General features: G+C 66.0%; 16 protein-coding genes. 7 read left to right on the top strand and 9 right to left on the bottom strand.

Translation table 11 applies throughout. The features are described from left to right. Position 1: 1 nt before the first annotated feature. The 5 genes from ABIA45_RS02900 to ABIA45_RS02880 all read right to left on the bottom strand — a co-directional run bounded on the left by ABIA45_RS02900 (position 2) and on the right by ABIA45_RS02880 (position 8572). Positions 2–1885 (bottom strand): flagellar protein, encoded by a 1884-nt coding sequence (locus ABIA45_RS02900; protein ID WP_404651039.1) that lies wholly within the window; start codon positions 1883–1885, stop codon positions 2–4. A gap of 21 nt (positions 1886–1906) precedes the next feature. Next, on the bottom strand, positions 1907–3790 hold the full coding sequence (gene flgK, locus ABIA45_RS02895; protein ID WP_275502469.1) for a flagellar hook-associated protein FlgK: 1884 nt from the start codon (positions 3788–3790) through the stop codon (positions 1907–1909). A gap of 34 nt (positions 3791–3824) precedes the next feature. Continuing rightward, on the bottom strand, positions 3825–6077 hold the full coding sequence (locus tag ABIA45_RS02890) for a flagellar hook-basal body complex protein (protein ID WP_157280822.1): 2253 nt from the start codon (positions 6075–6077) through the stop codon (positions 3825–3827). A gap of 437 nt (positions 6078–6514) precedes the next feature. Next, complete coding sequence (gene msrB / locus ABIA45_RS02885) at positions 6515–7027, bottom strand: peptide-methionine (R)-S-oxide reductase MsrB (protein WP_036015643.1); 513 nt, start codon at positions 7025–7027, stop codon at positions 6515–6517. 87 nt (positions 7028–7114) lie between these two features. Next, the gene (locus tag ABIA45_RS02880) at positions 7115–8572 is read right to left on the bottom strand and encodes an NAD(P)/FAD-dependent oxidoreductase (protein WP_404651038.1); all 1458 of its coding nucleotides are present in this window, start codon (positions 8570–8572) and stop codon (positions 7115–7117) included. A gap of 92 nt (positions 8573–8664) precedes the next feature. Here ABIA45_RS02880 and ABIA45_RS02875 point away from each other — a divergent pair, with 92 nt between their 5' ends. Continuing rightward, on the top strand, positions 8665–9201 hold the full coding sequence (locus tag ABIA45_RS02875) for a histidine phosphatase family protein (protein ID WP_157280824.1): 537 nt from the start codon (positions 8665–8667) through the stop codon (positions 9199–9201). Between the two features lie 56 nt (positions 9202–9257). Then, positions 9258–9683: a universal stress protein gene (locus ABIA45_RS02870; RefSeq protein WP_036015633.1), complete on the top strand. Its 426-nt coding sequence runs from the start codon at positions 9258–9260 to the stop codon at positions 9681–9683. A gap of 174 nt (positions 9684–9857) precedes the next feature. Here the strand turns inward: ABIA45_RS02870 and ABIA45_RS02865 are convergent, their stop codons facing one another. Beyond that, positions 9858–10094 carry a DUF1127 domain-containing protein gene (locus tag ABIA45_RS02865; RefSeq protein ID WP_036015631.1) on the bottom strand — a complete coding sequence of 79 codons (237 nt, stop codon included), beginning with the start codon at positions 10092–10094 and terminating at the stop codon, positions 9858–9860. Positions 10095–10280: 186 nt separating this feature from the next. On the opposite strand from ABIA45_RS02865, the gene ABIA45_RS02860 reads away from it, so the two are divergent. Beyond that, positions 10281–11630 (top strand): PLP-dependent aminotransferase family protein, encoded by a 1350-nt coding sequence (locus tag ABIA45_RS02860; protein WP_404651037.1) that lies wholly within the window; start codon positions 10281–10283, stop codon positions 11628–11630. 59 nt (positions 11631–11689) lie between these two features. Here the strand turns inward: ABIA45_RS02860 and ABIA45_RS02855 are convergent, their stop codons facing one another. Next, a complete protein-coding gene (locus ABIA45_RS02855; protein WP_036015625.1) occupies positions 11690–12271 on the bottom strand; it encodes a hypothetical protein in 582 nt (193 codons plus the stop codon). A 76-nt stretch (positions 12272–12347) separates the two neighbouring features. On the opposite strand from ABIA45_RS02855, the gene ABIA45_RS02850 reads away from it, so the two are divergent. Next, positions 12348–12782 carry a hypothetical protein gene (locus tag ABIA45_RS02850; RefSeq protein ID WP_275511895.1) on the top strand — a complete coding sequence of 145 codons (435 nt, stop codon included), beginning with the start codon at positions 12348–12350 and terminating at the stop codon, positions 12780–12782. A gap of 4 nt (positions 12783–12786) precedes the next feature. Here ABIA45_RS02850 and ABIA45_RS02845 read toward each other — a convergent pair whose 3' ends face one another. Both ABIA45_RS02845 and ABIA45_RS02840 read right to left on the bottom strand, forming a co-directional pair. Then, on the bottom strand, positions 12787–15186 hold the full coding sequence (locus ABIA45_RS02845; protein ID WP_404651036.1) for an EAL domain-containing protein: 2400 nt from the start codon (positions 15184–15186) through the stop codon (positions 12787–12789). Between the two features lie 209 nt (positions 15187–15395). Continuing rightward, positions 15396–15902: a ferritin-like domain-containing protein gene (locus tag ABIA45_RS02840; protein WP_036015620.1), complete on the bottom strand. Its 507-nt coding sequence runs from the start codon at positions 15900–15902 to the stop codon at positions 15396–15398. Between the two features lie 427 nt (positions 15903–16329). On the opposite strand from ABIA45_RS02840, the gene ABIA45_RS02835 reads away from it, so the two are divergent. The 3 genes from ABIA45_RS02835 to ABIA45_RS02825 all read left to right on the top strand — a co-directional run bounded on the left by ABIA45_RS02835 (position 16330) and on the right by ABIA45_RS02825 (position 20836). Then, positions 16330–17412 carry a YbhN family protein gene (locus ABIA45_RS02835; protein WP_271540529.1) on the top strand — a complete coding sequence of 361 codons (1083 nt, stop codon included), beginning with the start codon at positions 16330–16332 and terminating at the stop codon, positions 17410–17412. 98 nt (positions 17413–17510) lie between these two features. Next, positions 17511–19457 carry a hypothetical protein gene (locus ABIA45_RS02830; RefSeq protein ID WP_404651035.1) on the top strand — a complete coding sequence of 649 codons (1947 nt, stop codon included), beginning with the start codon at positions 17511–17513 and terminating at the stop codon, positions 19455–19457. A 473-nt stretch (positions 19458–19930) separates the two neighbouring features. After that, the gene (locus ABIA45_RS02825; protein WP_109143167.1) at positions 19931–20836 is read left to right on the top strand and encodes a LysR substrate-binding domain-containing protein; all 906 of its coding nucleotides are present in this window, start codon (positions 19931–19933) and stop codon (positions 20834–20836) included. The last annotated feature ends 104 nt before the right edge of the window (positions 20837–20940 follow it).

Below are 20940 nucleotides of genomic sequence, written 5' to 3'. Positions count from 1 at the left end.
CTTACAGGAACTTGACGAGCGAGAGCTGCGCCAGGTTCGAGGTCACCTGGTAGGACGCCTGCAGGGCGTTCTGCAGCGCCAGGATCTCGCTCGCGACCTGGTCGGGCGAAGCCGATTCCGCCTGGTCAATGATGGTCTGGAGCTGCGCCTTGGCCTGGGTCTGGCGCGTGCTCGCGTCCTTCATCGTGTTCTGGGCCATCGCGATGTCGGTCTGGATGTCCTCGATGCGCTGCTGTCCGGGCTGCTGGGTCAGCGCCTGGGTCGTGCGCAGGCTCAGCGCCGAGACCTGCCCGCCCGAATATTGCCCGGTCGGCGAGGTCGAGAAGGTGCCGAACACCGCGATCGCCTGCAATTGCCGGCGGATCGCATCCTCATTCGCCTGGGCTCCGTACTGCACCGTCACGGCATCGTCGACCCGCGCCATCGCGGTCGAGCGCGCCGAGCCGGGCCCGTCATTGCCCAAATACCATTTCACCGTATTGGCCGAGCCGTTCACCAGCGTGGTCGCCGAGCTCGCAGGCGAGGAGCCGACGCGCAGCGGCGGCTGCGCGGCGGTCACCGGCGTCGAGCTGAACCCGAGCGCGCTCAGCGCGCCGGTGTTCGACGTCGTGATGTTGAGGCTCGCCGCATCGTCGGTGTTGATCGTGATCGAGCCGCCGTGGACCGTCGAGGGCTTCGACGTGCCCGTGATCGTGTCGATCTTGCTCAGCAAACTCTGGATGCTGTCGGTAACGTTGAGCTGGTTGCCGGTCGCGCCCGAGGCCACGAAGGTCAGCGTGGTCCCGTTGACGGTGATGGTATCGCCCGCGACGAAGCCTGGCGAGATCGAGTCCGAGGGGCTCGCGCCCGACAGCGCCGTCGCGCCGGTGACCGGGGCCGCCGGCGCCGCCTGGTTGTTGACGGGGGTGCCGATCGCGGAGCTCGCGGTGTTGAAGAAGTTGTCGCCCGCAACGATCGCCGATGCCGCCACCAGCGAGGTGTTGGCGAGCTTCTGAATTGCGGTATTCAGCGCCGTGTTGAGATTCGCAGCGGTATTGTTCGGGTTGACGGGCGTGCTCGCATCGATCGCGAAGCTGCCGAGCGGCGTCGGCGTTGCCGAGGACGCCGTCAGGTCGATCTGCTCGGTCGTGCCGTCCGGCAGGGTGAACTGAATGCTGAGCTTGTCGCCGTTGTTCGGATTGACGCCGTTGAGATCGACCGAGAATGACACCGGCGAGCCGCTCGGGCCGGTGACGGTCGCCCCGTTCAGCGTCGAGGACACCGCCTTAATCTTGAGGCCGAACGGCGATCCGGCGACGTCCTCCGACACCTGCACGGAGCTCGCCGTCGGCTGCGTCTGCACCAGGCGGCCCATGCCGCTGGCCCCCAAGTCCGCGGCCTGGCGCTCGGCCATGACGGTCTTGAAGCCGGCCTGCGTCGTGGTGCCGTTAATGATGTCGCCGGCATCGGCGACCGACTGGGTATTGACGGCCGTTCCGGAGAACAGATAGCGGCTGCCGGTCTGCGTGTTGAGGACACCGACCATCGAGCCGAACTGGGCGGCGGCGGTGTTCTGGGCAATCGTCTGGCCGTTGACGTTGAGGTCCTGCGCGGTAGAGGCCGAGCCGGTCTGCACCGTGCTGCGGATCTTGGTCAGCGATTGCAGCGCGGTGTTGGCGAGGTTGATGCTGACATTGACGTTGGTGATCGTGTCGGTATAGCCGGCGATGTTGGAGAGCTGCGCGCGCCCGGCGATCGCAAAGCCCTCGTTCGTCCCCATGCCGGCATAGTTCTGCGACAGCTTGCCGGTCGAGAGCTGCGTCGAGAGGTCGGTGAGCTGCTGATTGATGTTGCGGATCTGCGCGCCCAGGATCGACGAAGAATAGTTGATGCTGCTGATCGCCATCTTTCGGAGCCCTGTTACTGTTTACAGTTGAGCCTGGATCAACGTGTTCATCATGGTCTGCACCACCGACATGACATGGGCGTTGGCGGCATAGGCATTCTGAAGCTGGATCAGGTTCGACATCTCCGAGTCCAGGTTGACCTTGGAGGTCGAGTCGAACTTGGCCTGGAGCGTCGAGACCACGACGCTCTGGCCTTGCTGGAGCTGGGTCGCCTGGGTCGCGGCGTTGGCCTGCACGCTCAGGAACTGCTGGAGGAAGTTCGAGACGCTGCCGGTGAAGGGCTGACTCGCCGAGCCGAGGCCGCTCTGCGGCGAATAGGAAAACACTGCACTGGTGAGCTGCGAGTAGAGATAGTCCGAACGCGTGGTGTCGCCTGCGGGCGTCACCGGCGAGGTATTGTAGACCGACATCCGGGTGGGATCGGTCACGAGCTGCGTGTTCACGGCGATGCGCCCGGCAAGACCGGTCATCTGCGAGCCCGACGCCGTGATTGCGCCGGTGTAGAGCGCCTGCCCGCCGTCGGTGAACAGCGGCAGCTGCGGATTGCCCGAGGTCAGCGACGAGATCGTCTTGGTGGTCGAGGCCGAACCGACCTTGGCAAGCCCGGTGTTGTCGTCGGTCACCCTCAGTGTCGTGGCGGTCGCGGGCGACGGGGCGGCGGAGAACGACAGATGCGTGCCCGACAGCGCGGTGTTCAGCGCAGAGGCGATCGCGCCCATGCCGCCGGCGAAGTCGACGCCAATCCGCATCGGGTTGGCGTTGGTCGCGTTCTGGAGCGGCAGCGCGGCTGGGTCGGTCACGTTGACGAGCGTGATCTGGCGCTGCGTGTTGGTCGCCGTGTCCGTATAGGTGATGTTGACCGTGTTGCCCGGCAGCGCACCGGCGAGCTCGAGATCGAAGCCGGCCGGCGGGCCGGTGACCGTGCTGCCCGCCGTTGTCTTATCGGACAGCGCGCTCGCCATCGTGGCGGCGAGCTGGTCGATCTGGTTCTGCGCCTGCACCAAAATGTCGTCGCGCAGCTTCAGATCGGCCGCGATCTGGCCGGACGACACCACGTTGTTGGCGACGACGTCGACTTGCGAGCCGTTCGGCAGCTTGATGTTGAACGCGCCGACGCCGGACTTGGCAGGGTCGATGTTGTAGAGGGACGTTGCCGACAGCGCGCCGGCGGAGGCAAAGGAGAATTCGGAGGCGAGCCCGGCGCCGACCAGCTGAATGCCGGTCGTGGTGTAGATGTTGGCCTGGTTCGAATTGTCGGTGGTGACGCGGACGTCGACATATTTCGACAGCGTGTTGATGGCTTGGTCGCGCTGGTCCATCAGCGTTGCGGCCGAGGGATCGTTGGCCGACAGGCCCTGGAGCCTGGTGTTGATGTCGGCGATCTGCTTCATGGCCGCATTGGCGGCCTGCGCCGAGTTGCCGAGATCCTGCTCGACGTTGGATCGCAGCGACTGGATGCCCTTGGTGGTGACGTTGAGCTGCGTCGCGAGCGCCTGGGCCGCCCCGAGCGCGACGGTCTGCGCCGACGACGCACCCGAGCTGGTCGACAGCGCCTGCAGCGCCGTCGTGAACTTGTTCAGCGCGCTTTCGAGCGTGCCGGAATTGCCGGGCGTGCCGTAGACATTCTGAAGCTGCTTCAGGATGTTGGCCATCTGGTCGGCGTAGCCGCCGCCGCCGGTCTCGGTCCGTAGCTGGTTCTGCACATAGGTGTCGAGCAGGCGGCTGACGCCGGTCGTCATCGCCGTCGCGCCGAACTCGCCGGTGGTGACCTCGATCTGGTTCGGCGTCTGGACGACGTAACCCGGCGTCTGCGCATTGGCGACGTTCGAGGAGACGATCGAGAGCGCGGCCTGGTTGGCACGCAGACCGCTCATCGCACTGGCGAGGGCTGAACTCAAACCCATATCACTGGCCCGCCTTTGTTACGTCACGCGCCGATCAGCGCAACACGTTGAGGAGATCCTGCACCATCGAGTTTGCCGTCGTGATCACCTTGGTGTTGGCCGAATAGGCCTGCTGGGTCACGATCAGCTTGGTGAATTCGTCGGCGATGTCGGTGTTGGATCCCTCCAGCGACGAGCCGCTGATGGTGCCCGAAGCGCCGTCGATGGCGTCACCCGATTGTTCGGTCGCGGCATAGGCGCCGCCGTCCATCGCCTTCAGATAATTGGTGCCGTTGAAATGCGACAGCTGCACCTGCGCGAGGTTGAGGTTCTGGCCGTTGGAGAAGGTGCCGACCACCACGCCGTTGTTGTTGACGGCGACCGAGCGGAGCTGACCGGCGGCGTAGCCGTTCTGGGTGATGGTGTTGATCGTCACTGCGCCGCTGGTGCTGGCATATTGCGTCAGCCCTCCGGAGGAGATGTTGAAGGCGACGGAGCCGAGCGACTGGCCGCTGACGGTGACGTTGTTGATGGTGATGCCCGAGCCGCTCGGCGAGGTCAGCGAGCCGTCGGCGGCAAAGGTGAAGGTCTGGCCGGTATTGACCCATCCGACCGTCGTGCCGGTCGCGTTCGGGTCGGTCTGGTAGAACAGGTTCCAGCTGTCGGAATGACCTGCGCCCAGCGAGGCGCTGTCGGTCTTGGCCCAGCGCAATTGCAGGTTCACCGGCGTACCGGCGGCATTGTAGGCGGTCACCGCGCCGCCGCTGATCGATTCCTTGGTGAAGGTGGCGATGTCGTTGCCGATCACGCCGCCGGTGCCGGCCGTGCCGCCACCCTCGCGATTCCTGGTGATGGTCGAGGTGAAGCCGAGCGCGGAGAAGGCCGCGCTGTTGGAGCTGGAGACCGTCAGGTTGGAGACCGTGCCGGTGTTCAGCGTGATCACGCCGCCGCTGCTGACCGACGATCCCGAGGCGCCGGAGAGCGCATCGATCTTGCCGAGCAGGGTCGTGACGTTGTCGGTGACGTTGATCTGGTTCGGGCCCGAGGCGCCGGAGTTCATGAAGGTCAGGGTCTGACCATTGACGGTGATGGTGTCGCCGGCGGAGAAGCCGGATGTGAGCACCTGGGCGCCGCCGGCCGTCGCGCTGCCGCTCAACACGGTCGCGCCGGAGATCGCCGGCGACGACAGCACGTTGCCGCCGCGTGTCACGCTGCTGATGCCGAGCGCGGTGGCGGCCGTGCCGCTGCCGATCGCAACGTCCGTGCCGGTGCCGGTCGCGATCTGGATATTGCCGCTGACCGAGAGCGAGGCCGTGACGCCGGCGCCGCCGGCGGTCTGGATCGCATTCAGAATGTCGGCCACTGTCGCCGTGGTGCCCGCACCGAGACCGATCGTGGTGTTGCTGCCGACGGTCGAGACCGTGGTGCCGCCGTTGAACGTGATGGTGTTGCCGTTGATGGTCAGCGTCTGGCCGCTCAACGCGGTCAGAATGCTGGAGGCGAGATGCGTGCCGGCGGCATTGTCGAGCGAGGTGGTGGTCGAGGCGACTGCCGAGGAATTGTTCTGGAGCGCAACTGTGCCCGTGGCCGTCGTCGAAGAATAGGCCGAGCGGATGTTGCCGGTTGCGGCCGCGCCCGAGACCGTCGCGTTGGCATAGGGCGCCGGCGGCGTGCCGACCGGCAGCGGGTTGGCGGCGAAATCGGACGGGTTCAGGCCGCCGGCGGCGAGCAAGGTGCCGGTCGATGCCGTGGTTTTTGCCACCGTGTTCGGCTGGGTCGGCAGGTTCGCCGCGTACTGGATCGAGGTGGTCGCCTGCGCCGGAATGAAGTTGTTCTGGAATTGCAGGACGTTTGCCACGCTGCCGGTCGGGTTGCCGGTCTTCGGGTCGACGGTGACGCCCATCAAATAATAGCCGGCGCCGTTGACCAGGTTGCCGTTGGCATTGAGCTGGAAGTCGCCGCGCCGCGTGTAGTAGGTCACCCCGGTGAAGACAGGCACGTTGTCAACGACGCCGCTCGCCTTCTGGATCGAGAAGAAGCCGTCGCCGGTGATCGCCATGTTGGTGGCGACGCTGGAGGACGAGATCGTGCCCTGCGTCGTGATGGTGGCCTTGGCGTTGGCCTGCACGCCGCCTGCCACCTGCTTGCTCGGGACCGAGGAGTCCGGAATGAGGTCGACGAAGCTGGTGCCGATGCCCTTGTAACCGGTGGTGGATGAGTTCGCGATGTTGCCGGAAATGTTCTGCAGCGCGAAGGACTGCGCCTGCAGGCCACCCACCGAGGTGTTCATTGCATCGAAGATACCCATAACTTTGTCTCCAAATCCGATCTCGGCGGCCGGTCGACCATGGCCGCAATCGGAAAGAGACGTCGCAAGGCCTATGCCAATGCGGGTATCTTCAGCAAATCAATGACTTAATGAAAAAGCCCCGGTCTGACGACCGGGGCACATTTGCCGGGACCGGCAACAATTGCCGGGGCGATCGGTCATTCCGGTGCCACCGGTGCTGTTAGCCTGCAGCCAGATTAGGATTTGTTGGTGTCCTGATTTTCGGATGACCTCTTGCGGGTAGTTAGCAGCCACGCGGCAAGGCCCAAGATCGTTACCCACAATGCGATCCGAATGGTTTTTGTCTCGCCATCATCAGTGAGGCCGTCGAGCGAGAGCAAAACATAGACAACAAGGCATCCGGACAGCGTCCACTTCAAAGCCGTCCTGCTCACCTTAAGCTCCCAATGACCGCCTTACGTCGCCGACGCCGCGGCCGGGTGGAAGACCAAGCCGAAACCGTCGATGCAATAGCGCAATCCGGTCGGCTTCGGGCCGTCGTCGAAGACATGGCCGAGATGGCCGCCGCAGCGCCGGCAATGCACCTCGGTGCGGACCATGCCGTAGCTGCGGTCTTCGGTCTTGCCGACATTGCCTTCGATCGGCGCATAGAAGCTCGGCCAGCCGGTGCCGCTCTCGAACTTGGTCTCCGACGTAAACAGCGGCAGGTCGCAGCCGGCGCAGGCGAAGATGCCCTTGCGCTTCTCCTTCAGCAGCGGGCTGGAGCCGGGCCGCTCGGTGCCATGGTTGCGCAGGATCTCATATTGCTGCGGCGTGAGCTGGGCGCGCCATTCGGCCTCCGTCTTGGTGATCTCGAACTTCTGCGCGGCCTTCTCGCCGGCCTCGGCAGGTGTTCCTCTCAGCCAGCGCAAGGCCGAAAGGCCGAACAGGCCGGCGACAGTCGTGAGCAGGATGCGGCGGTCAAGCATGTCATTCTCCGTGCGCGGGAAGTCCACGCCCTGAGATACGGGCTTCTGCCGGCCCAAGTTACACGTCGGAGCGGAATTTCGCTCAACTTATTGCGAGACGCGGTCCTCGTGCACGACCGGTTCCGCAGCGCCGACCGCGGCTTTCGGCGGTGGCGCCGGCCGGGGTCGCACGCCGGGCGGCGCTCGGCGCGGACCGGTGCCGGCGGCGCGGTTGGCTTCGGCGAGGCGGGCCTCGCGTTGCCTGTCCTTGACCCTGGCGCGCTCGCGGTAGCGGGCGAGCGCACCTGCGGCGGCGGAGCTCGCCCTGCCCCAGATCCCGACCAGCTGGCCGGCGACGCGCCCAGTGGCGCCGCCCGCCCAGACCAGCTCGAACGGCGAGAACAGCTTCCAGCGCTCATCGCCCCACAAAATGCTGCGCGCGATCATCTGTCCGGCCATGGCGGAGGTGTTCATGCCCTGGCGGCCGAAGCCGCTCGCCACCCACAAGCCTTTGCGCAGCTGGCCGATCTGCGGCATGCCGTGCACGGTCTGGCCGGTGGCGCCGCCGAAGATGTCGGTGATCTCGACATTGTCGAGCTCGGGAAAGATCGTCCGGATCCGCCGCTTGATGGCGCCGGCGAAGCGCTGCGGACGCGCGGCCCAGGTGGTCTCCGGGCTCTCCCACATCAGCCGGTCGCCGTCGACGACCCGGAAATGGTCGACGCCGTCGGAATCCATCACCGATCCCTTGAAGGCGATGATTTCGTGCACACGCTCGCCGAGCGGCGCGGTCACGCCGGCATAGCGCCAGACCGGAAGCAGCGTCTCCGACAGGCGCTTGGAGGGGGCGCCGAGATGAATGTTGCCGGCGAGCACGATGTGGCTCGCCCGCAGCCGCGCCGAGGGCGTGACGATGCGCTTGCGGATGCCGGAATGATCGATGCTGACGACCGGCGTGTCCTCGAAGATGCGGGCGCCTGCCCGCCGTGCCAGCGCCGCAAGGCCGTGCACATATTTCCGGCCGTCGACCTGGAACGCTCTAGGATAATACACGCCGTGGAAGTAATGATCGGTCTTGAGCGCCTCGCGCACGCGATCGACCTGCCAGCCTTCGACCTCGGTATCGAAATCCTCGTTCAGCATCTGCAGCCGGCTGATCAGCCGGTCGCCTGCATCGACATTGGAGACCTCCAGCACGCCGTCGCTGAGGCCGATCCCCGGCATGCTCTCTTCGCTGGCGTTGGCCCGGACGAACGCGGCGCCCTGCTTCGACAGGGTCCACAATTCGCGGGCGTCCTCCAAGCCGATGCGCTCGATCAGGTCCGTGAGCGGCAGCGCAAAGCCCGGCATCACGGTGCCGAGCTGGTTGCCGGAGGCGTTCCAGCCGATATGCCGACCCTCGAGCACCGCGACGCTGGCCCCGAGCCGGGCCGCCTCCAGCGCCACGGTAAGCCCAGCCAGGCCCGCCCCGATCACACAAATGTCGGCATCGAGATCGAACGACAGCCGCACGCGGTCGCGAAAGCCGGCTTCTTCCTGGGACACGCTTGTGAAAGTCTCGCTCATAGCGTTTCTTAAGATACCAACCGGGCGCCTGTCACCTTGTCCTCAACCGGCGCCTGTAGATTATCGTGGACGTGGAACGATTCGAGAATGCCATGCGCCGTTTGATGCTGCTGCGTCACGCCAAGACCGAGACCGACGCACCGAGCGGCCGTGACCAGGACCGCCGGCTCGACGACCGCGGTCACAAGGATGCCGCGCGGATGGGAGACTGGATCGCGGCCCATCCGCCCTTCCCCGATACCGTATTGGTCTCCCACGCCGTGAGGGCCCGTCAGACCTGGGACATCGCCTGGGAGGCGATGAAGGACCGCGTCCCGGCGCCGCAGGTCGAGGTCCTGCCGGAACTCTATGGCGCCGATCCCGCGCAGATCCTGGACACCATTCGCACCGCAACCGCCCCCGCCGATCCGAAGCGGCTGCTGCTGATCGGCCACAATCCCGGCATGCATGAGGTCGCCCTGATGCTGATCGGCGGCGGCGATCCCGATGGCGCCAAGGCACTCGGCGACAACCTGCCCACAGCGGGGCTTGCGATCTTCGACTTTGACGTCAAGGATTGGGGTGACGTGGCTTACCGCCGCGGCAAGCTGGTGCTGTTCGTCAGCCCCAAGCTGCTTCGATCGAGCTAGAGACGCGCGGGCGCCGTCTCGACCGGTTGTTCAGCTTGGTCTTCAGGGAGGCGCAGATGTTCAAGTCCATCCTCGTGCCCATCGACCTCGCCGACACCGATCTCGCCAAGCCGGCGATCGCGACCGCGGCGACTTTGTCGCAGACCTGGAGCGGCACCGTGCGCCTGCTCAACGTGCTGCCGATGACGCCGGTGATGCTGGCCGAGTACGTCCCGGCCGATTTCGACGAGCAGCAGCGCCAGACCTCGGAAGAGGCGCTTGCCATCGTCGCGCGGGAATCCGGCATCGAGCCGTCCCGCATCTCCAGCGTGGTGCGCCAGGGCGGCATCTATCACGAGATCCTGGAGGAAGCCGTGCACGTGAAGGCCGATTTGATAGTGATGACCTCGCATCGCCCGGCGATGCGCACCTATTTCCTCGGCTCCAACGCCGGCCACGTCGTGCGCTACGCCAAGTGCTCGGTGCTGGTGGTCAGGCATTGAGGGGCGGCAGACTCCGTCATTGCGAGCCACACTCGCGCTTCCGTGCCCCGGACGCTGCGCAGCACGAAGTGATGCGCTGCAGAGCCGGGGCCCATGCGTCAGCGAGTGCGATCCGCTGGGTCCCGGCTCTGCGCAGCAGCGTTTCCCGCTGCAGCGCTTCTGGACACGCGAGTATCACAGATACCGCGACAGCTCGGTCTTGAACTGCCCGTACACGGCATCCTCGATCTGGCTGCGTGTGATGCCGATGTCGCGCAGGGCGCGGTCGTCGAGCTCGTTCAGGGTCTTGACGGCGGAGCGGCGCTCCAGGCGGTCGAACAGCGCGGTGAGGCGCAGGGCTAGGGCACTGAAAAATCCGCCCGATGAGGATGGGCGTAAAGTCCGCCCGGCAGTTTGCGAGATCGTGGTCATTCTTCTTCTCCGGCCTATTGTCCCGCGCGGCGAAGCAGGTGCCGTTGGCGCGGACGCTAGTGGGCGCCTGCACCTCATTTGCCGCCGGATTGCTCTCGCTCTCCTCGGCTCAATCGCGGAACTTGATGGAACTTAAATGCTCCAGTACACTCCTCGGAGCAAGCAAAACATTGCTCTCGGTGCAATATGTCCAAGTTCGAGTATGTGAAGCTGGCCGACGCCATTGCGGCCGATATCACTAACGGCACGTTAAGGCCCGGCGACCGGCTGCCGCCGCAGCGCAATTTTGCCTATGACCGCGGCATCGCGGTCTCGACCGCGAGCCGGGTCTATACTGAATTGCTCCGCCGTGGCCTCGTGGTCGGCGAGGTCGGGCGCGGCACGTTCATCTCCGGCGACGTCAGGCGTGAAGTCGAGACCATGCGCGAGCCGGCCGACGCGCGCATCAATCTCGAGGTCAATTACCCGCTATTGCCGCAGCAATGGGCGATGATCGCCAAGAGCCTCGCGGGGCTCGAGCGCATCGACGCGCTCGAATCCGCACTGCGCGTTTCGACCAGCACCGGCACCAAGAGCGCCCGCGTTGCCGCGGCTGCCTATCTCGCACGCAAGGATTTTTCGCCGCAGCCCGAGCAGATCTTCTTCACCGCCAACGGCAAGCAATCGCTGGCGGCCGCACTTGCCGCGCTGGTGCCCACCGGCGGCCGCTGCGGCGTCGAGGCGCTGACCTACCCTTACGTCAAGAGCATCGCCGCGCGGCTCGGTGTGACGCTGGTCCCGATCCCCATGGACGAGTTCGGCGCGCGGCCCGACGCCATCGCCATCCAGAAGGCCCATCGCGAGGCGCATCTGTCGGCGCTGTATCTGCAGCCCATCATCCAGAACCCGCTCGGCGTCACCATGAACGCGACGCGGCGCGCCGACATCATGCGCGTCGCCGAGAAGCTCGATCTGACCATCATCGAGGACATCGTCTACGGCTTCCTCGCCGACGACACGCCGCTGGCCGCGCTCGGGCCCGACCGCTGCATCGTGCTCGACAGCCTGTCCAAGAAGGTCGCGCCGGGGCTCGCGCTCGGCATCCTCGTCGCGCCGCCGCATCTGCGCGAGAGTGTGATGAGCGCGGTGCGGACCGGCGGCTGGATCGCCTCCGGCCATGCGCTCGCGGCCGGGCAGCGGCTGATGGCCGACGGCACCGTCGCCGAGCTGACCCGACTGAAACGCATCGATGCCGCGCGCCGACAGCAGACCGCCGCTAGGCTGCTCTCCGGCTACCAGCTCGCCGCCGATCCGCGCTCCTATCATCTCTGGCTGACGCTGCCGCCGCACTGGCGCTCGCAGACCTTCGTCGCCGCAGCAGCAAGGCGCGGCATCGCGCTGACGCCGTCCTCGACCTTTGCAATCGCGCACGGTCATGCGCCGAACGCGGTGCGGCTCGCGCTGGCCCCGCCCTCGCCCGAGCAGCTCGATTCCGGCCTGCGCACCATCGTCTCGCTGCTCGGCACCAAGGAGGACGATTTCGATTCGACGGAGTAGGGCTCTCATTTGACGCGTTTTCTTCACGCGAACCGGACCTCACTTCGCTCGCAAACGCTTTAGGGCAGCAGGGCCTTCGGCACGCGATCGAAACTGTAGCTCTGCGGCCGGTTGCGCCGCACGAAGCCGCCGACCTGCCAGGCGAACAGCGCGGCGAAGCCGAGGATGAACAGCACGCCGGCGAGTTCGCCGGTCAGAAGCGCGCGGATCAACAGCCCCGCCATTGCCACGGCGAGCACGGCCAGGAACGCCAGCACCGCCGCATAGGTCTTGCGGCCGAGGCCCGCGGTCAATTCGGCGCGGCTGCCGGCTTTGGCCATCCGCGCATGCAGCTCGATCAGGAAATCGCGAAAGCCGTTGTCCTGCGGCGCCATCAGCGCCGCGGTCTGCCAGCTCGTCGACAGGATCGCGATGCGGCCGCCGCCAGTGCGGCTGATATCGGCGCGGAAGCGGTGCTGCTGCATCGACACCGGGCGGAACGACAGCCGGATCGCCGAGATCTCGTCATAGCGCCACAGGCCGGAGCGGCCGGCGATGTGCCAGGACAGCCCCTGCTCCGTCAGCTCGAAGCGATGCGCCGAGCCGATCAGCGAGGCCTTGTAGGCATAGCTCGTGGTCGAACCCGCTTCCGCTCCCGGCATGTCGTCAACGAACCCATGGGCGATCGCTTGGGCGATCGGCTTGCGCGATCGCCCCCGGCCATCCTACAAGCGAGACATGGCTGAGACGACCTTTTTTCCGCGCCGCCTGATTCTCGGCGCCGCGATGATCTCCGGTGTGTTGCTGGCGCTCGCGGTGCACATGCTGGGCGCGCGCTACGGTCTCGATCTCGGCCGCCTCTGGCGCTCCGACACGCATGAGTTCATTCCGGCGGGCGCCGCCATCGCCTGGTGGCTGATCGCCACCGTCGGATTCTCCGGCGGCTATTTCACGGCGAGCCTGATGCAGAGCGCCGTCTCCGGACAGATCCCGCAGCGGATGCGGCAATTCCTGATCGCGGTCGGCGTGCTGCTGCTTGCGGGAGCGGGTCAGGCGGCGTCGGCGCCGAGCCCGGTCCCGACCGTCTCGGGCGTGCTCGCCGGGCTTGCAGCCCTGTGTCTCGGCGCCGTGATGGCGTTCTGCGGCGCGCATTTCGCGCTGCGCCGAAGCTGACCTCTCAAGCCGACGCGCGCAGCCGCGGCCGATCCAGCATGATCGCGACATCCGAGGCGGGCCGCGGCTTGCTGAACAGATAACCCTGCGCCTGGGTGCAGCCCTCGCGCCGGAGCAGCTCGAGCTGCGTATTGTTCTCGACGCCCTCCGCCGTGGTGACGATGCCGAGGCTGCGGCCAAGGCCCGTAACGGCGCGGATGATTGCCATGGAATCCTCGCGTGTCGCCAGCTCCGATACGAAGGAACGGTCGATCTTGATCTTGTCGAATGGGAAGCTGCGCAGATAGCTCAGCGACGAATAACCGGTGCCGAAATCATCGAGCGAGATCCGCACGCCCATGGCACGCAGCTCGTGCAAGGTCGTCAGCGTCGCCTCGCTGTTCTGGAGCAGGACGGATTCGGTGATCTCGAGCTCGAGGCGGCGCGCACCGAGTCCCGATATGGCCAACGCCTCGGTCACCGCCGCGATCAGGTTCGGGCTCTTGAACTGCACCGGCGACAAATTGACGGCGACGTCGACATCGTCGGGCCAGGTGGCCGCGTCGGTGCAGGCGGAGCGCAGCACGAACTCGCCGAGCTGAACGATGAGCCCGGTCTCCTCCGCAAGCGGAATGAAGCTGATGGGCGCGATCAGCCCGCGTTGCGGATGGTTCCAGCGCAGCAGCGCCTCGAAGGCGACGACGCGACCGCTGGCGACCTCGCGGATCGGCTGGTAATAGACCTGAAACTCGTCGCGCTGCAGCGCCGCGCGCAGATCCATTTCCAGAAGGCGCCGCGCCTGCGCACGCGCATCCATGCCGGTCTCGAAGAAGCGATAGGTGCCGCGGCCGTCCGCCTTGGCGCGATAGAGCGCAAGGTCCGCGTTCTTGAGCAGCTCGTCCGGATTGCTGCCGTCCTGCGGCGACAGCGAGATGCCGATCGAGACGCCGATCACGATCTGATGATCGTCGATCTGGTAAGGCGCCGAGATCACCTCGACGAGGCGTCCGGCAAGCGCTCGCGCGGCGATCTCCTCGGAGCGTCCGATCTGGACCACCGCGAACTCGTCGCCGCCGAGCCGCGCCACGGTGTCCTGTTCGCCGACGGTGGCCTCGAGCCTGCGGCCGACCTCCTTGAGCAGCGCATCGCCGATGGGATGGCCGAGCGAGTCGTTGATGTCCTTGAAGTGATCGAGATCGAGGCAAAGCACTGCGAGCTGGTCGCCCGACTTGGTCTGGCGCAGTCCCTGCTCGAGCTGTTCGTGGAACAGAACCCGGTTCGGCAGGCTGGTCAGCGCGTCATGGCGCGCCATGTGCGAGATCTTGGCCTGCGCCTCCAGCCATTCGGTGATGTCCTCGAAGGTCGCGACCCAGCCGCCGCCCTGCATCGGCTGGTTGACGACCCGGATGGAGCGGCCGAACCGGTTGACGACGTCGGTCGTGGTGCGGCCCTCGCGCGCGTCGGCGACGAGGCGGGCGAAGAATTCATCGGCGTCGCCCTGCCACTGGCCCTTGGCCTGCTCTTCCCTGAGCACGTCGACCAGCAAGCGGCCGGTGAGCGGCACGTCGGTTCGACGGAGCATCGCGGCATAGCGCTCGTTGAACAGGATGATCTTGCCGTCGGCGTCGAACATGCACAGCCCCTGCGACATGTTCTCCAGCGCGCTGTCCAGCACGATCTGCTGGCGGCCCAGTTCGCCCTTGGCGCGGCGGTCGAGCAGCGCGGCCACGAGCGCAATCGCGATGATCGCGACGGCGGCACTGGCAGTCAGGAACGACAGTGAGGCCGGCGGGACCGAGAGCCCGCTGATCGCGATCGTCGGATCCGGCGTCAGCAGCACCGCGCCCATCGCGGTGAAGTGATGGGCAACGATCGCCAGCGTCAACAGAGCAGTCGCGCTCAGCGCATGCCGAATCCCGTCACCTCGCGCGGCGACGAACAGCGCGAGCGCTGCGAAGACGATTCCGAACAGCACCGAGGCGGCAACCGTGCTCCCGATCCAATCCAGCCGTGCCGGCATCTCCAGCGCCGCCATGCCGGTGTAATGCATCGCCGCGACACCAAGGCCGACGATGGCGCCGCCGACGGCGATCCACACCGGGCGCGAGGACGCCACGGCGATGCTGAGGCCCACGAAGGTCAAGGAGATCGCAAGCATCAGCGACAGAATTGTCACCGGGATGTTGTAGGCGCCGGCGCTCCCGGGGCCATAGGCGAGCATCGCGATGAAATGCGTCGCCCAGATGCCGCATCCGCTGACGGCCGCATCCAGGGCGATCCAGGCCAGACGCCCGGCTCCGTGCGTCGCGCGTGCGCGCTGAAACAGGCTGATCGCCGCGGCGCTGGCGAGCAGGCACACCGCGCCCCCAAGGGCCACCAGTCGCCAGTCATGCTCGTCGGTGAGACAGTAGAGAACTTGATACATTGCCGGCCCCTATCGACCCGCATTTGAGCCGACAGTGGTGGACGATCGGTAACCGGCTACAAATCTGCTCCGGAAGTGGTGAATGGAAGATGAGCGATTTCGCTCACATTGCTGATCCTGACGGCGCACCGAAGCAGCACCACGGCAGCGGGAAGCGAACAAGCAAAGCGCCGCGCGGAGCGTCGCGCGGCGCTCGTAGTTTCCTCTTCTCAGCTCGCCGCGCGCAGATTCACCTTGCTCTCGGCGAGCGTCGTCAGCTTCTGGTCGGTCGCCTTCTCCTCCTCGAGCGTCTTGGCGAGCACCGCTGCACAATCGTTGCGGCCGAGCTGCTTGGCCCAGGCGATCAGGCTGCCGTAGCGGACGATCTCGTAGTGCTCCGCGGCCTGCGCCGCATTGATCAGGGCCGCGTCGAGCACCGCCTTGTCGGCGACTTCGCCGGCGGTCTCGTCGGCTTCCTCGATGATGCCATCGATCGCCGGGCAGTCGACCGCCTTCACGGGGACGCCGTGCATCTTGAAGACCTCCTCGAGCCGCGCAACGTGCTGCTTGGTTTCCTCGAGGTGCGTCAAAAAGCCCTGTTTCAGCTGCGGATCAGTGGCCTTGGTCGCCATCTTCGGCAGCGCCTTGGTGAGCTGCTGCTCGGCGTAATAGATGTCCTGGAGCTGATGCACGAACAGGTCGTTCATGGTCTTGATGTCTTTTGTGAACAGTCCCATCGTTCCGATCCTCGGGTGTTGGGAACACGGAGGCGCCGGCTCGTGCGAAAATGCCGCGTATTCCGCCATGTTCGATTGCTGATGGAGCCTAACGACCACGCGACATCGACGTTCCAAAAACGTCGATGCGGCCTGCGCTGGAACAATGCGGACGGCGCCGGGATTTGAGATCGTGCCGGCACGGTGAGCGCGCGGACGGAGCCGGGTTTCGCGACTCATATGCTTAACGGGCCGCCGATATGAACCGCGTATGACAAAGTTGCTCGCCGAACGCAGAACCTATTGTTGTCAAGGGCTGCACAAGCCGCTGATTTTGCCTTAAATGAGCTGGATCATGCCTAGCGATCGATGCCTTCCTTTTGGCCGTGATCGCACCCGACCGGCCAATGCCTGGCCCGGTCGATCTTGCCCCCCGCCGGGAGGATGAATGCACGGACTGCTGCCCGCGCTGAAGCGCGGCTTCAAGAGATGGATCGGCTGGCGACGGCTCGGAGTTGCCGCGAGCATCTTCATCATCGCCTTTGCGATCACCACGCTGGTGCGAACCCTCAAGGGCATCGATACCGGGGTCATCCTGACCGCGTTGACGGAGATTCCCCGCGGCAACATTGGGCTGGCGGCGATCTGCGTCGTCTTCGCGTTCTGTACGCTGACCTTCTACGACTATTTTGCACTGCGAACGATCGGCAAGAAGCACGTGCCCTATCGCATCGCGGCGCTATCCAGCTTCACGTCCTATTCGATCGGCCACAACATCGGCGCCACGGTCTTCACCGGCGGCGCGATCCGTTTCCGGATCTATTCGGACTACGGATTGAACGCGATCGACGTCGCGAAGATCTGCTTCCTGTCGGGCCTGACCTTCTGGCTCGGTAACATCTTCGTGCTCTCGATCGGCATGGCCGTCCATCCGGATGCGGCCTCCTCGATGGATCAGCTCCCCTCTTCGCTCAATCGGTTGATCGCCCTCGGCGGCCTCGCATCGATCGGCGCCTATCTGGTCTGGCTCTGCATGGGCGAGAAGCGCCGCGAGCTCGGCCAGAAAGGCTGGAAGGTGGTGCTGCCCTCGGCACCGCTGACCTTGGTGCAGATCCTGATCGGCGTCGTCGATCTCGGCTTCTGCGCCACCGCAATGTACCTCCTAATGCCGGCTAACCCGCCGATCGACTTCATGTCGCTCGCGGTCGTGTTCATCCTGGCGACCCTGATCGGCTTTGCCAGCCACGCCCCCGGCTCGATCGGCGTGTTCGATGCCGCCATGCTGGTGGCGCTGCCCCAGTTCGGCCGCGAGGAGCTTCTGGCCACGCTGCTGGTGTTCCGCATTCTCTATTTCGTGATCCCGTTCGGCCTCGCCATCTCCATCATGGGCATGCGCGAGCTCTGGATGAATGTGGTCGCACCGTGGCAGGAGCGGCGGCGGCTGGCGGAAGCCTGCGCGCAGGCCAACCTGCCGAAGGAGGTGACGCCGATGGAGCGCGAACGGCTGCTGCGGCAGGCCGGCAAGCGCTGAGCCGCCGAAGGCACCTCGGAATCATCGGACAAAGGTTGCGGGCCGGCGCGCAATCCTCTCTTATTTCCGCCTCAACTTTGCCGTTGAAGACGCGGGCCATGATTTCCGTATTCCTTCGCACCCTTTCGGCAGGCGCCGTGCTGCTTACCAGCCTCCTCGCTTTGCCCGAGCGTGCCGCCGCGCAGGACGCCGGCACCATGCAGATCAGCTGGGAGGTGCGTAACCGCTTCCGGCTATTCCGCGAGGAGCGTGATTTCCTGCTCCATGTCGAGAACGCGCGTAACCGCAGCATTCTGGCCGCCGAGCAGTCGCTGGAGCTCCAGAGCGAGGGCCGCGGCTGGGCCCGCAACATGGTCAACCGGCTGTGCATCGATCTGCAGGGGCGGGTCAACCAGCCCTGCACCCGCGACAATGTCAAAGAGAACTACATCACGCCGATCGACCATCCGGTGACGGTGCGCCTGACCGGTGCGGTGCCGGTCGGCGCCACCTGCGCCTGGTCGTTCGATGACGGCGACGGGCCGCAGAGCTCGACCTTCGACTGCGCCGAGCCGATCAATTTGCGCGTCCGCTACGGCAAGCAGACGGTCGCGACCGTCGATGTCTCGGCCGGCTCCGATCCGACCCAGCGGGTCCAGACCGAGATCCAGGTCCGCGACATCTTCATCGCAGGTCTAGGCGACAGCATCGCCTCGGGCGAAGGCAACCCGGACCGGCCACTGGCGCTGTCGGACGAAGGTTTTTGCTTCCGCTCCTATCTCGGCACCGCCGGCGAGCAGTACTATCGGCCGAGCCGCCACGGCTTCAAGGGCGGCCGCGCCTGCGAGGCGCCGGATACGCTCGCCAACTGGCAGCGCTACAGCGCGCTCTGGTTCAATGCGCCGTGCCATCGATCGCTCTACAGCTATCAGGCGCGCACCGCGCTGGCACTCGCGGTGCGCTACACCCACATCGCCGTGACCTTCCTGCCGCTCGCCTGCACTGGCGCCAGCATCGTCGACGGGCTGCTCGGCTCGCAGCGCGCCCGCGAATGCCCGCCCGGCAAGACCGGCGTCTGCAACACCAGCGTGAACGCGCAAGTCGCCGAGCTGCGGGAAGCCGTCACCGCGGCGAAGAAGCGCCAGCCCGATCGCACGCTCGATCTCGTGCTGCTCTCGGTCGGCGCCAACGACGTCTATTTCTCCGGCCTGGTCGCCGACGTCATCGTCGAAACCGCCACCGAGCGCGCGCTGTTCCGCCGCTCCGGCGTGATGGCAAGCGTCGACGATTCCCGCGATGCGCTCCAACGCGAGCTGCCGCAGGCTTTCGTCAAGCTGCGCGAGGCGTTGAAGCCGCTGGTCGGCGGCGACCTCTCGCACGTGGTCTATGTCTCCTATGCCAATCCTGCGCTCGCCGACGGCGGCGCGCCCTGCCGCGGCGGCCGGGCCGGCTTCGACATCCACCCGTCCTTCAATGCCGATCCGCAGCGCCTTTCCCGCGTCTCCGCCTTCGTCGACAGCGAATTCCTGCCGCAGCTGAAGGGGCTCGCCACCTGCACCCGCGGTGCGCTGTGCCGCGATCCCGAAGCCGACCGCATGACCTTCGTCGATGCGCACCAGGCCGCGTTCGCCGAGCACGGCTTCTGCGCCCGTTCCGGCAACGATCCCGAATTCGACCGCAGCTGCTTTGCCGCGAACGGCCAGAGCTTCGATCCCGACATCGTCAGCGCGGCGAGCCAGCCGATGCTGTGCGGCCGCGGCGCCTCGGAATACCGCGCCTACCTGCCCCGCGCGCGCTGGATCCGCGACGCCAATGACAGCTATTTCGCCGCGATGACCTATCCGCAAGGCCTGCCGGCGGCGAGCCAGCCGACCGACATCCACGATGCGGCCTGGGGCGTGCTCTCCGCCGTCTATGGCGGCGCGGTGCATCCGAGCGCCGAGGGCCATGCCGCGATGGCCGACGCGGCGCTGCCGGCCGCGAGCGCCGTGCTCGGTCTCGACGCCGTGCCGCCGAACGTGACGCGCGGACTGCTGCCGCAGTTGCTGCCCAGCGCGCAGCAATAGCGTGCTGTCTCCACACACTCACTGTCATCGCCCGGCTTGACCGGGCGATCCAGTACTTCCGTGACAGCAGTGATTGAATCGAGACGCCGCTGCGTACTGGATTCCCCGCCTTCGCGGGGAATGACAGCGGTGGTTTGATAGGGTTTCCCAACAGCGATCATCCCCCACTTCGCCGTTCCATCGATCCAAAAACAGCATCGATCGATACTGCCTTGAACTTGGACACTTCGCCGCGCGCACCTCTAGGACTCGTGTCGGGCAAACGGCCGAGGCCTGAGAGAGGCGCGTGATGAGCGCAGTGGCGTCCGCAGCGGACGTGAGGCGGTCTCGCATCAGCCTGTTCCTCCTGAGGGCTCCCATGGGAGCTTGACCAGGCAACTCAACGGCGGCCCACAAGGCCGCCGTCTTTGTTTTGGGGGTGATCGATGCTAGAAGTGCCGGGGAAACGCCTTATTCATCTAAGGCATGTATCGATGTTCGACCTCAACCAGCTCCGCTGTTTCGTCACGGTGGCGGAGGAATTGCATTTCGGCCGCGCCGCCGTGCGGCTCAACATGACGCAGCCGCCGCTGTCCCGGCAGATCCAGGTGCTCGAGCACATCATCGACGCGCCGCTCTTGGAGCGCACCAGCCGCTCGGTACGCCTCACCCCGGCCGGGCGCAGCTTCCTGCCGGAGGCGCGGCGCATTCTCAAGCTTGCGGAAAGCGCTTCACAGGTGGCCCGCCGCATTGCGCTCGGCAAGACCGGCTCGCTGAAGGTCGGCTTCACCGCGGCCGCGGCCTATGGCTTTCTGCCCGAGCTCATCGCCGCCTGCCGCGCCAAATTGCCGGAGGTCGATTTCTCTCTGAAGGAGATGGTATCGGGCGACCAGTTCGAGGCGCTGACCTCGGGCCAGATCGATGCCGGCCTGCTGCGGCCGCCGATCGCGCGGCCCGAGCTTGCCAGCCGCCGCGTCGTCGCCGAGCCGCTGCTCGCGGCGATCCCGAAGAAGCATCCGCTGGCGAATGCCGACGGCATCACCATCAAGGATTTCGACGACCAGCCCTTCGTGATGTACTCGCCCTACGAGAGCCGCTACTTTCACGACCTCCTGGTGGCGCTGTTCACCCGCGCCGACGTGCTGCCGCGCTACGTCCAGCATCTCAGCCAGATCCACTCGATCCTCGCGATGGTGCGCGCCGGCCTCGGCCTCGCCATCGTACCGGCGGCAGCGGCGAGCCTGAAGATCTCCGACGTCCGCCTGCGTCCGCTGAAGCTGCGCACGCGCGTTCCGGTCGAGCTGTTCATGGTGTGGCGGCGCGAGGACGAGAACCCGTTGCTGTCGGCCCTGGTCAAGATCGCCGGCGAATTGTCCTCCGCGGAGCTGGCGGAGGATTGATACTCAATCCGCATCGGTCGATATAGGCTTTGGCTTGGACGCGCATCGAACGGTCTCCTAAACCACGGCGCATGGACGTGCGGCCTCTGCTTGCGTCCTCCGCA

Source organism: Bradyrhizobium sp. USDA 336 (assembly GCF_044908355.1).
Taxonomy (GTDB): domain Bacteria; phylum Pseudomonadota; class Alphaproteobacteria; order Rhizobiales; family Xanthobacteraceae; genus Bradyrhizobium; species Bradyrhizobium yuanmingense.
The sequence above is the reverse complement of the archived record's forward strand: the minus strand, read 5'-3'. Positions and strand labels throughout refer to the sequence as shown.

What these genes read in the sequence shown, in the direction of transcription:
- ABIA45_RS02900 (WP_404651039.1), bottom strand. Translation starts at nt 1,885, where the DNA reads ATGGCGATCAGCAGCATCAACTATTCTTCGTCGATCCTGGGCGCGCAG.
- flgK (WP_275502469.1), bottom strand. Translation starts at nt 3,790, where the DNA reads ATGGGTTTGAGTTCAGCCCTCGCCAGTGCGATGAGCGGTCTGCGTGCC.
- ABIA45_RS02890 (WP_157280822.1), bottom strand. Translation starts at nt 6,077, where the DNA reads ATGGGTATCTTCGATGCAATGAACACCTCGGTGGGTGGCCTGCAGGCG.
- msrB (WP_036015643.1), bottom strand. Translation starts at nt 7,027, where the DNA reads ATGCTTGACCGCCGCATCCTGCTCACGACTGTCGCCGGCCTGTTCGGC.
- ABIA45_RS02880 (WP_404651038.1), bottom strand. Translation starts at nt 8,572, where the DNA reads ATGAGCGAGACTTTCACAAGCGTGTCCCAGGAAGAAGCCGGCTTTCGC.
- ABIA45_RS02875 (WP_157280824.1), top strand. Translation starts at nt 8,665, where the DNA reads ATGCGCCGTTTGATGCTGCTGCGTCACGCCAAGACCGAGACCGACGCA.
- ABIA45_RS02870 (WP_036015633.1), top strand. Translation starts at nt 9,258, where the DNA reads ATGTTCAAGTCCATCCTCGTGCCCATCGACCTCGCCGACACCGATCTC.
- ABIA45_RS02865 (WP_036015631.1), bottom strand. Translation starts at nt 10,094, where the DNA reads ATGACCACGATCTCGCAAACTGCCGGGCGGACTTTACGCCCATCCTCA.
- ABIA45_RS02860 (WP_404651037.1), top strand. Translation starts at nt 10,281, where the DNA reads ATGTCCAAGTTCGAGTATGTGAAGCTGGCCGACGCCATTGCGGCCGAT.
- ABIA45_RS02855 (WP_036015625.1), bottom strand. Translation starts at nt 12,271, where the DNA reads ATGCCGGGAGCGGAAGCGGGTTCGACCACGAGCTATGCCTACAAGGCC.
- ABIA45_RS02850 (WP_275511895.1), top strand. Translation starts at nt 12,348, where the DNA reads ATGGCTGAGACGACCTTTTTTCCGCGCCGCCTGATTCTCGGCGCCGCG.
- ABIA45_RS02845 (WP_404651036.1), bottom strand. Translation starts at nt 15,186, where the DNA reads ATGTATCAAGTTCTCTACTGTCTCACCGACGAGCATGACTGGCGACTG.
- ABIA45_RS02840 (WP_036015620.1), bottom strand. Translation starts at nt 15,902, where the DNA reads ATGGGACTGTTCACAAAAGACATCAAGACCATGAACGACCTGTTCGTG.
- ABIA45_RS02835 (WP_271540529.1), top strand. Translation starts at nt 16,330, where the DNA reads ATGCACGGACTGCTGCCCGCGCTGAAGCGCGGCTTCAAGAGATGGATC.
- ABIA45_RS02830 (WP_404651035.1), top strand. Translation starts at nt 17,511, where the DNA reads ATGATTTCCGTATTCCTTCGCACCCTTTCGGCAGGCGCCGTGCTGCTT.
- ABIA45_RS02825 (WP_109143167.1), top strand. Translation starts at nt 19,931, where the DNA reads ATGTTCGACCTCAACCAGCTCCGCTGTTTCGTCACGGTGGCGGAGGAA.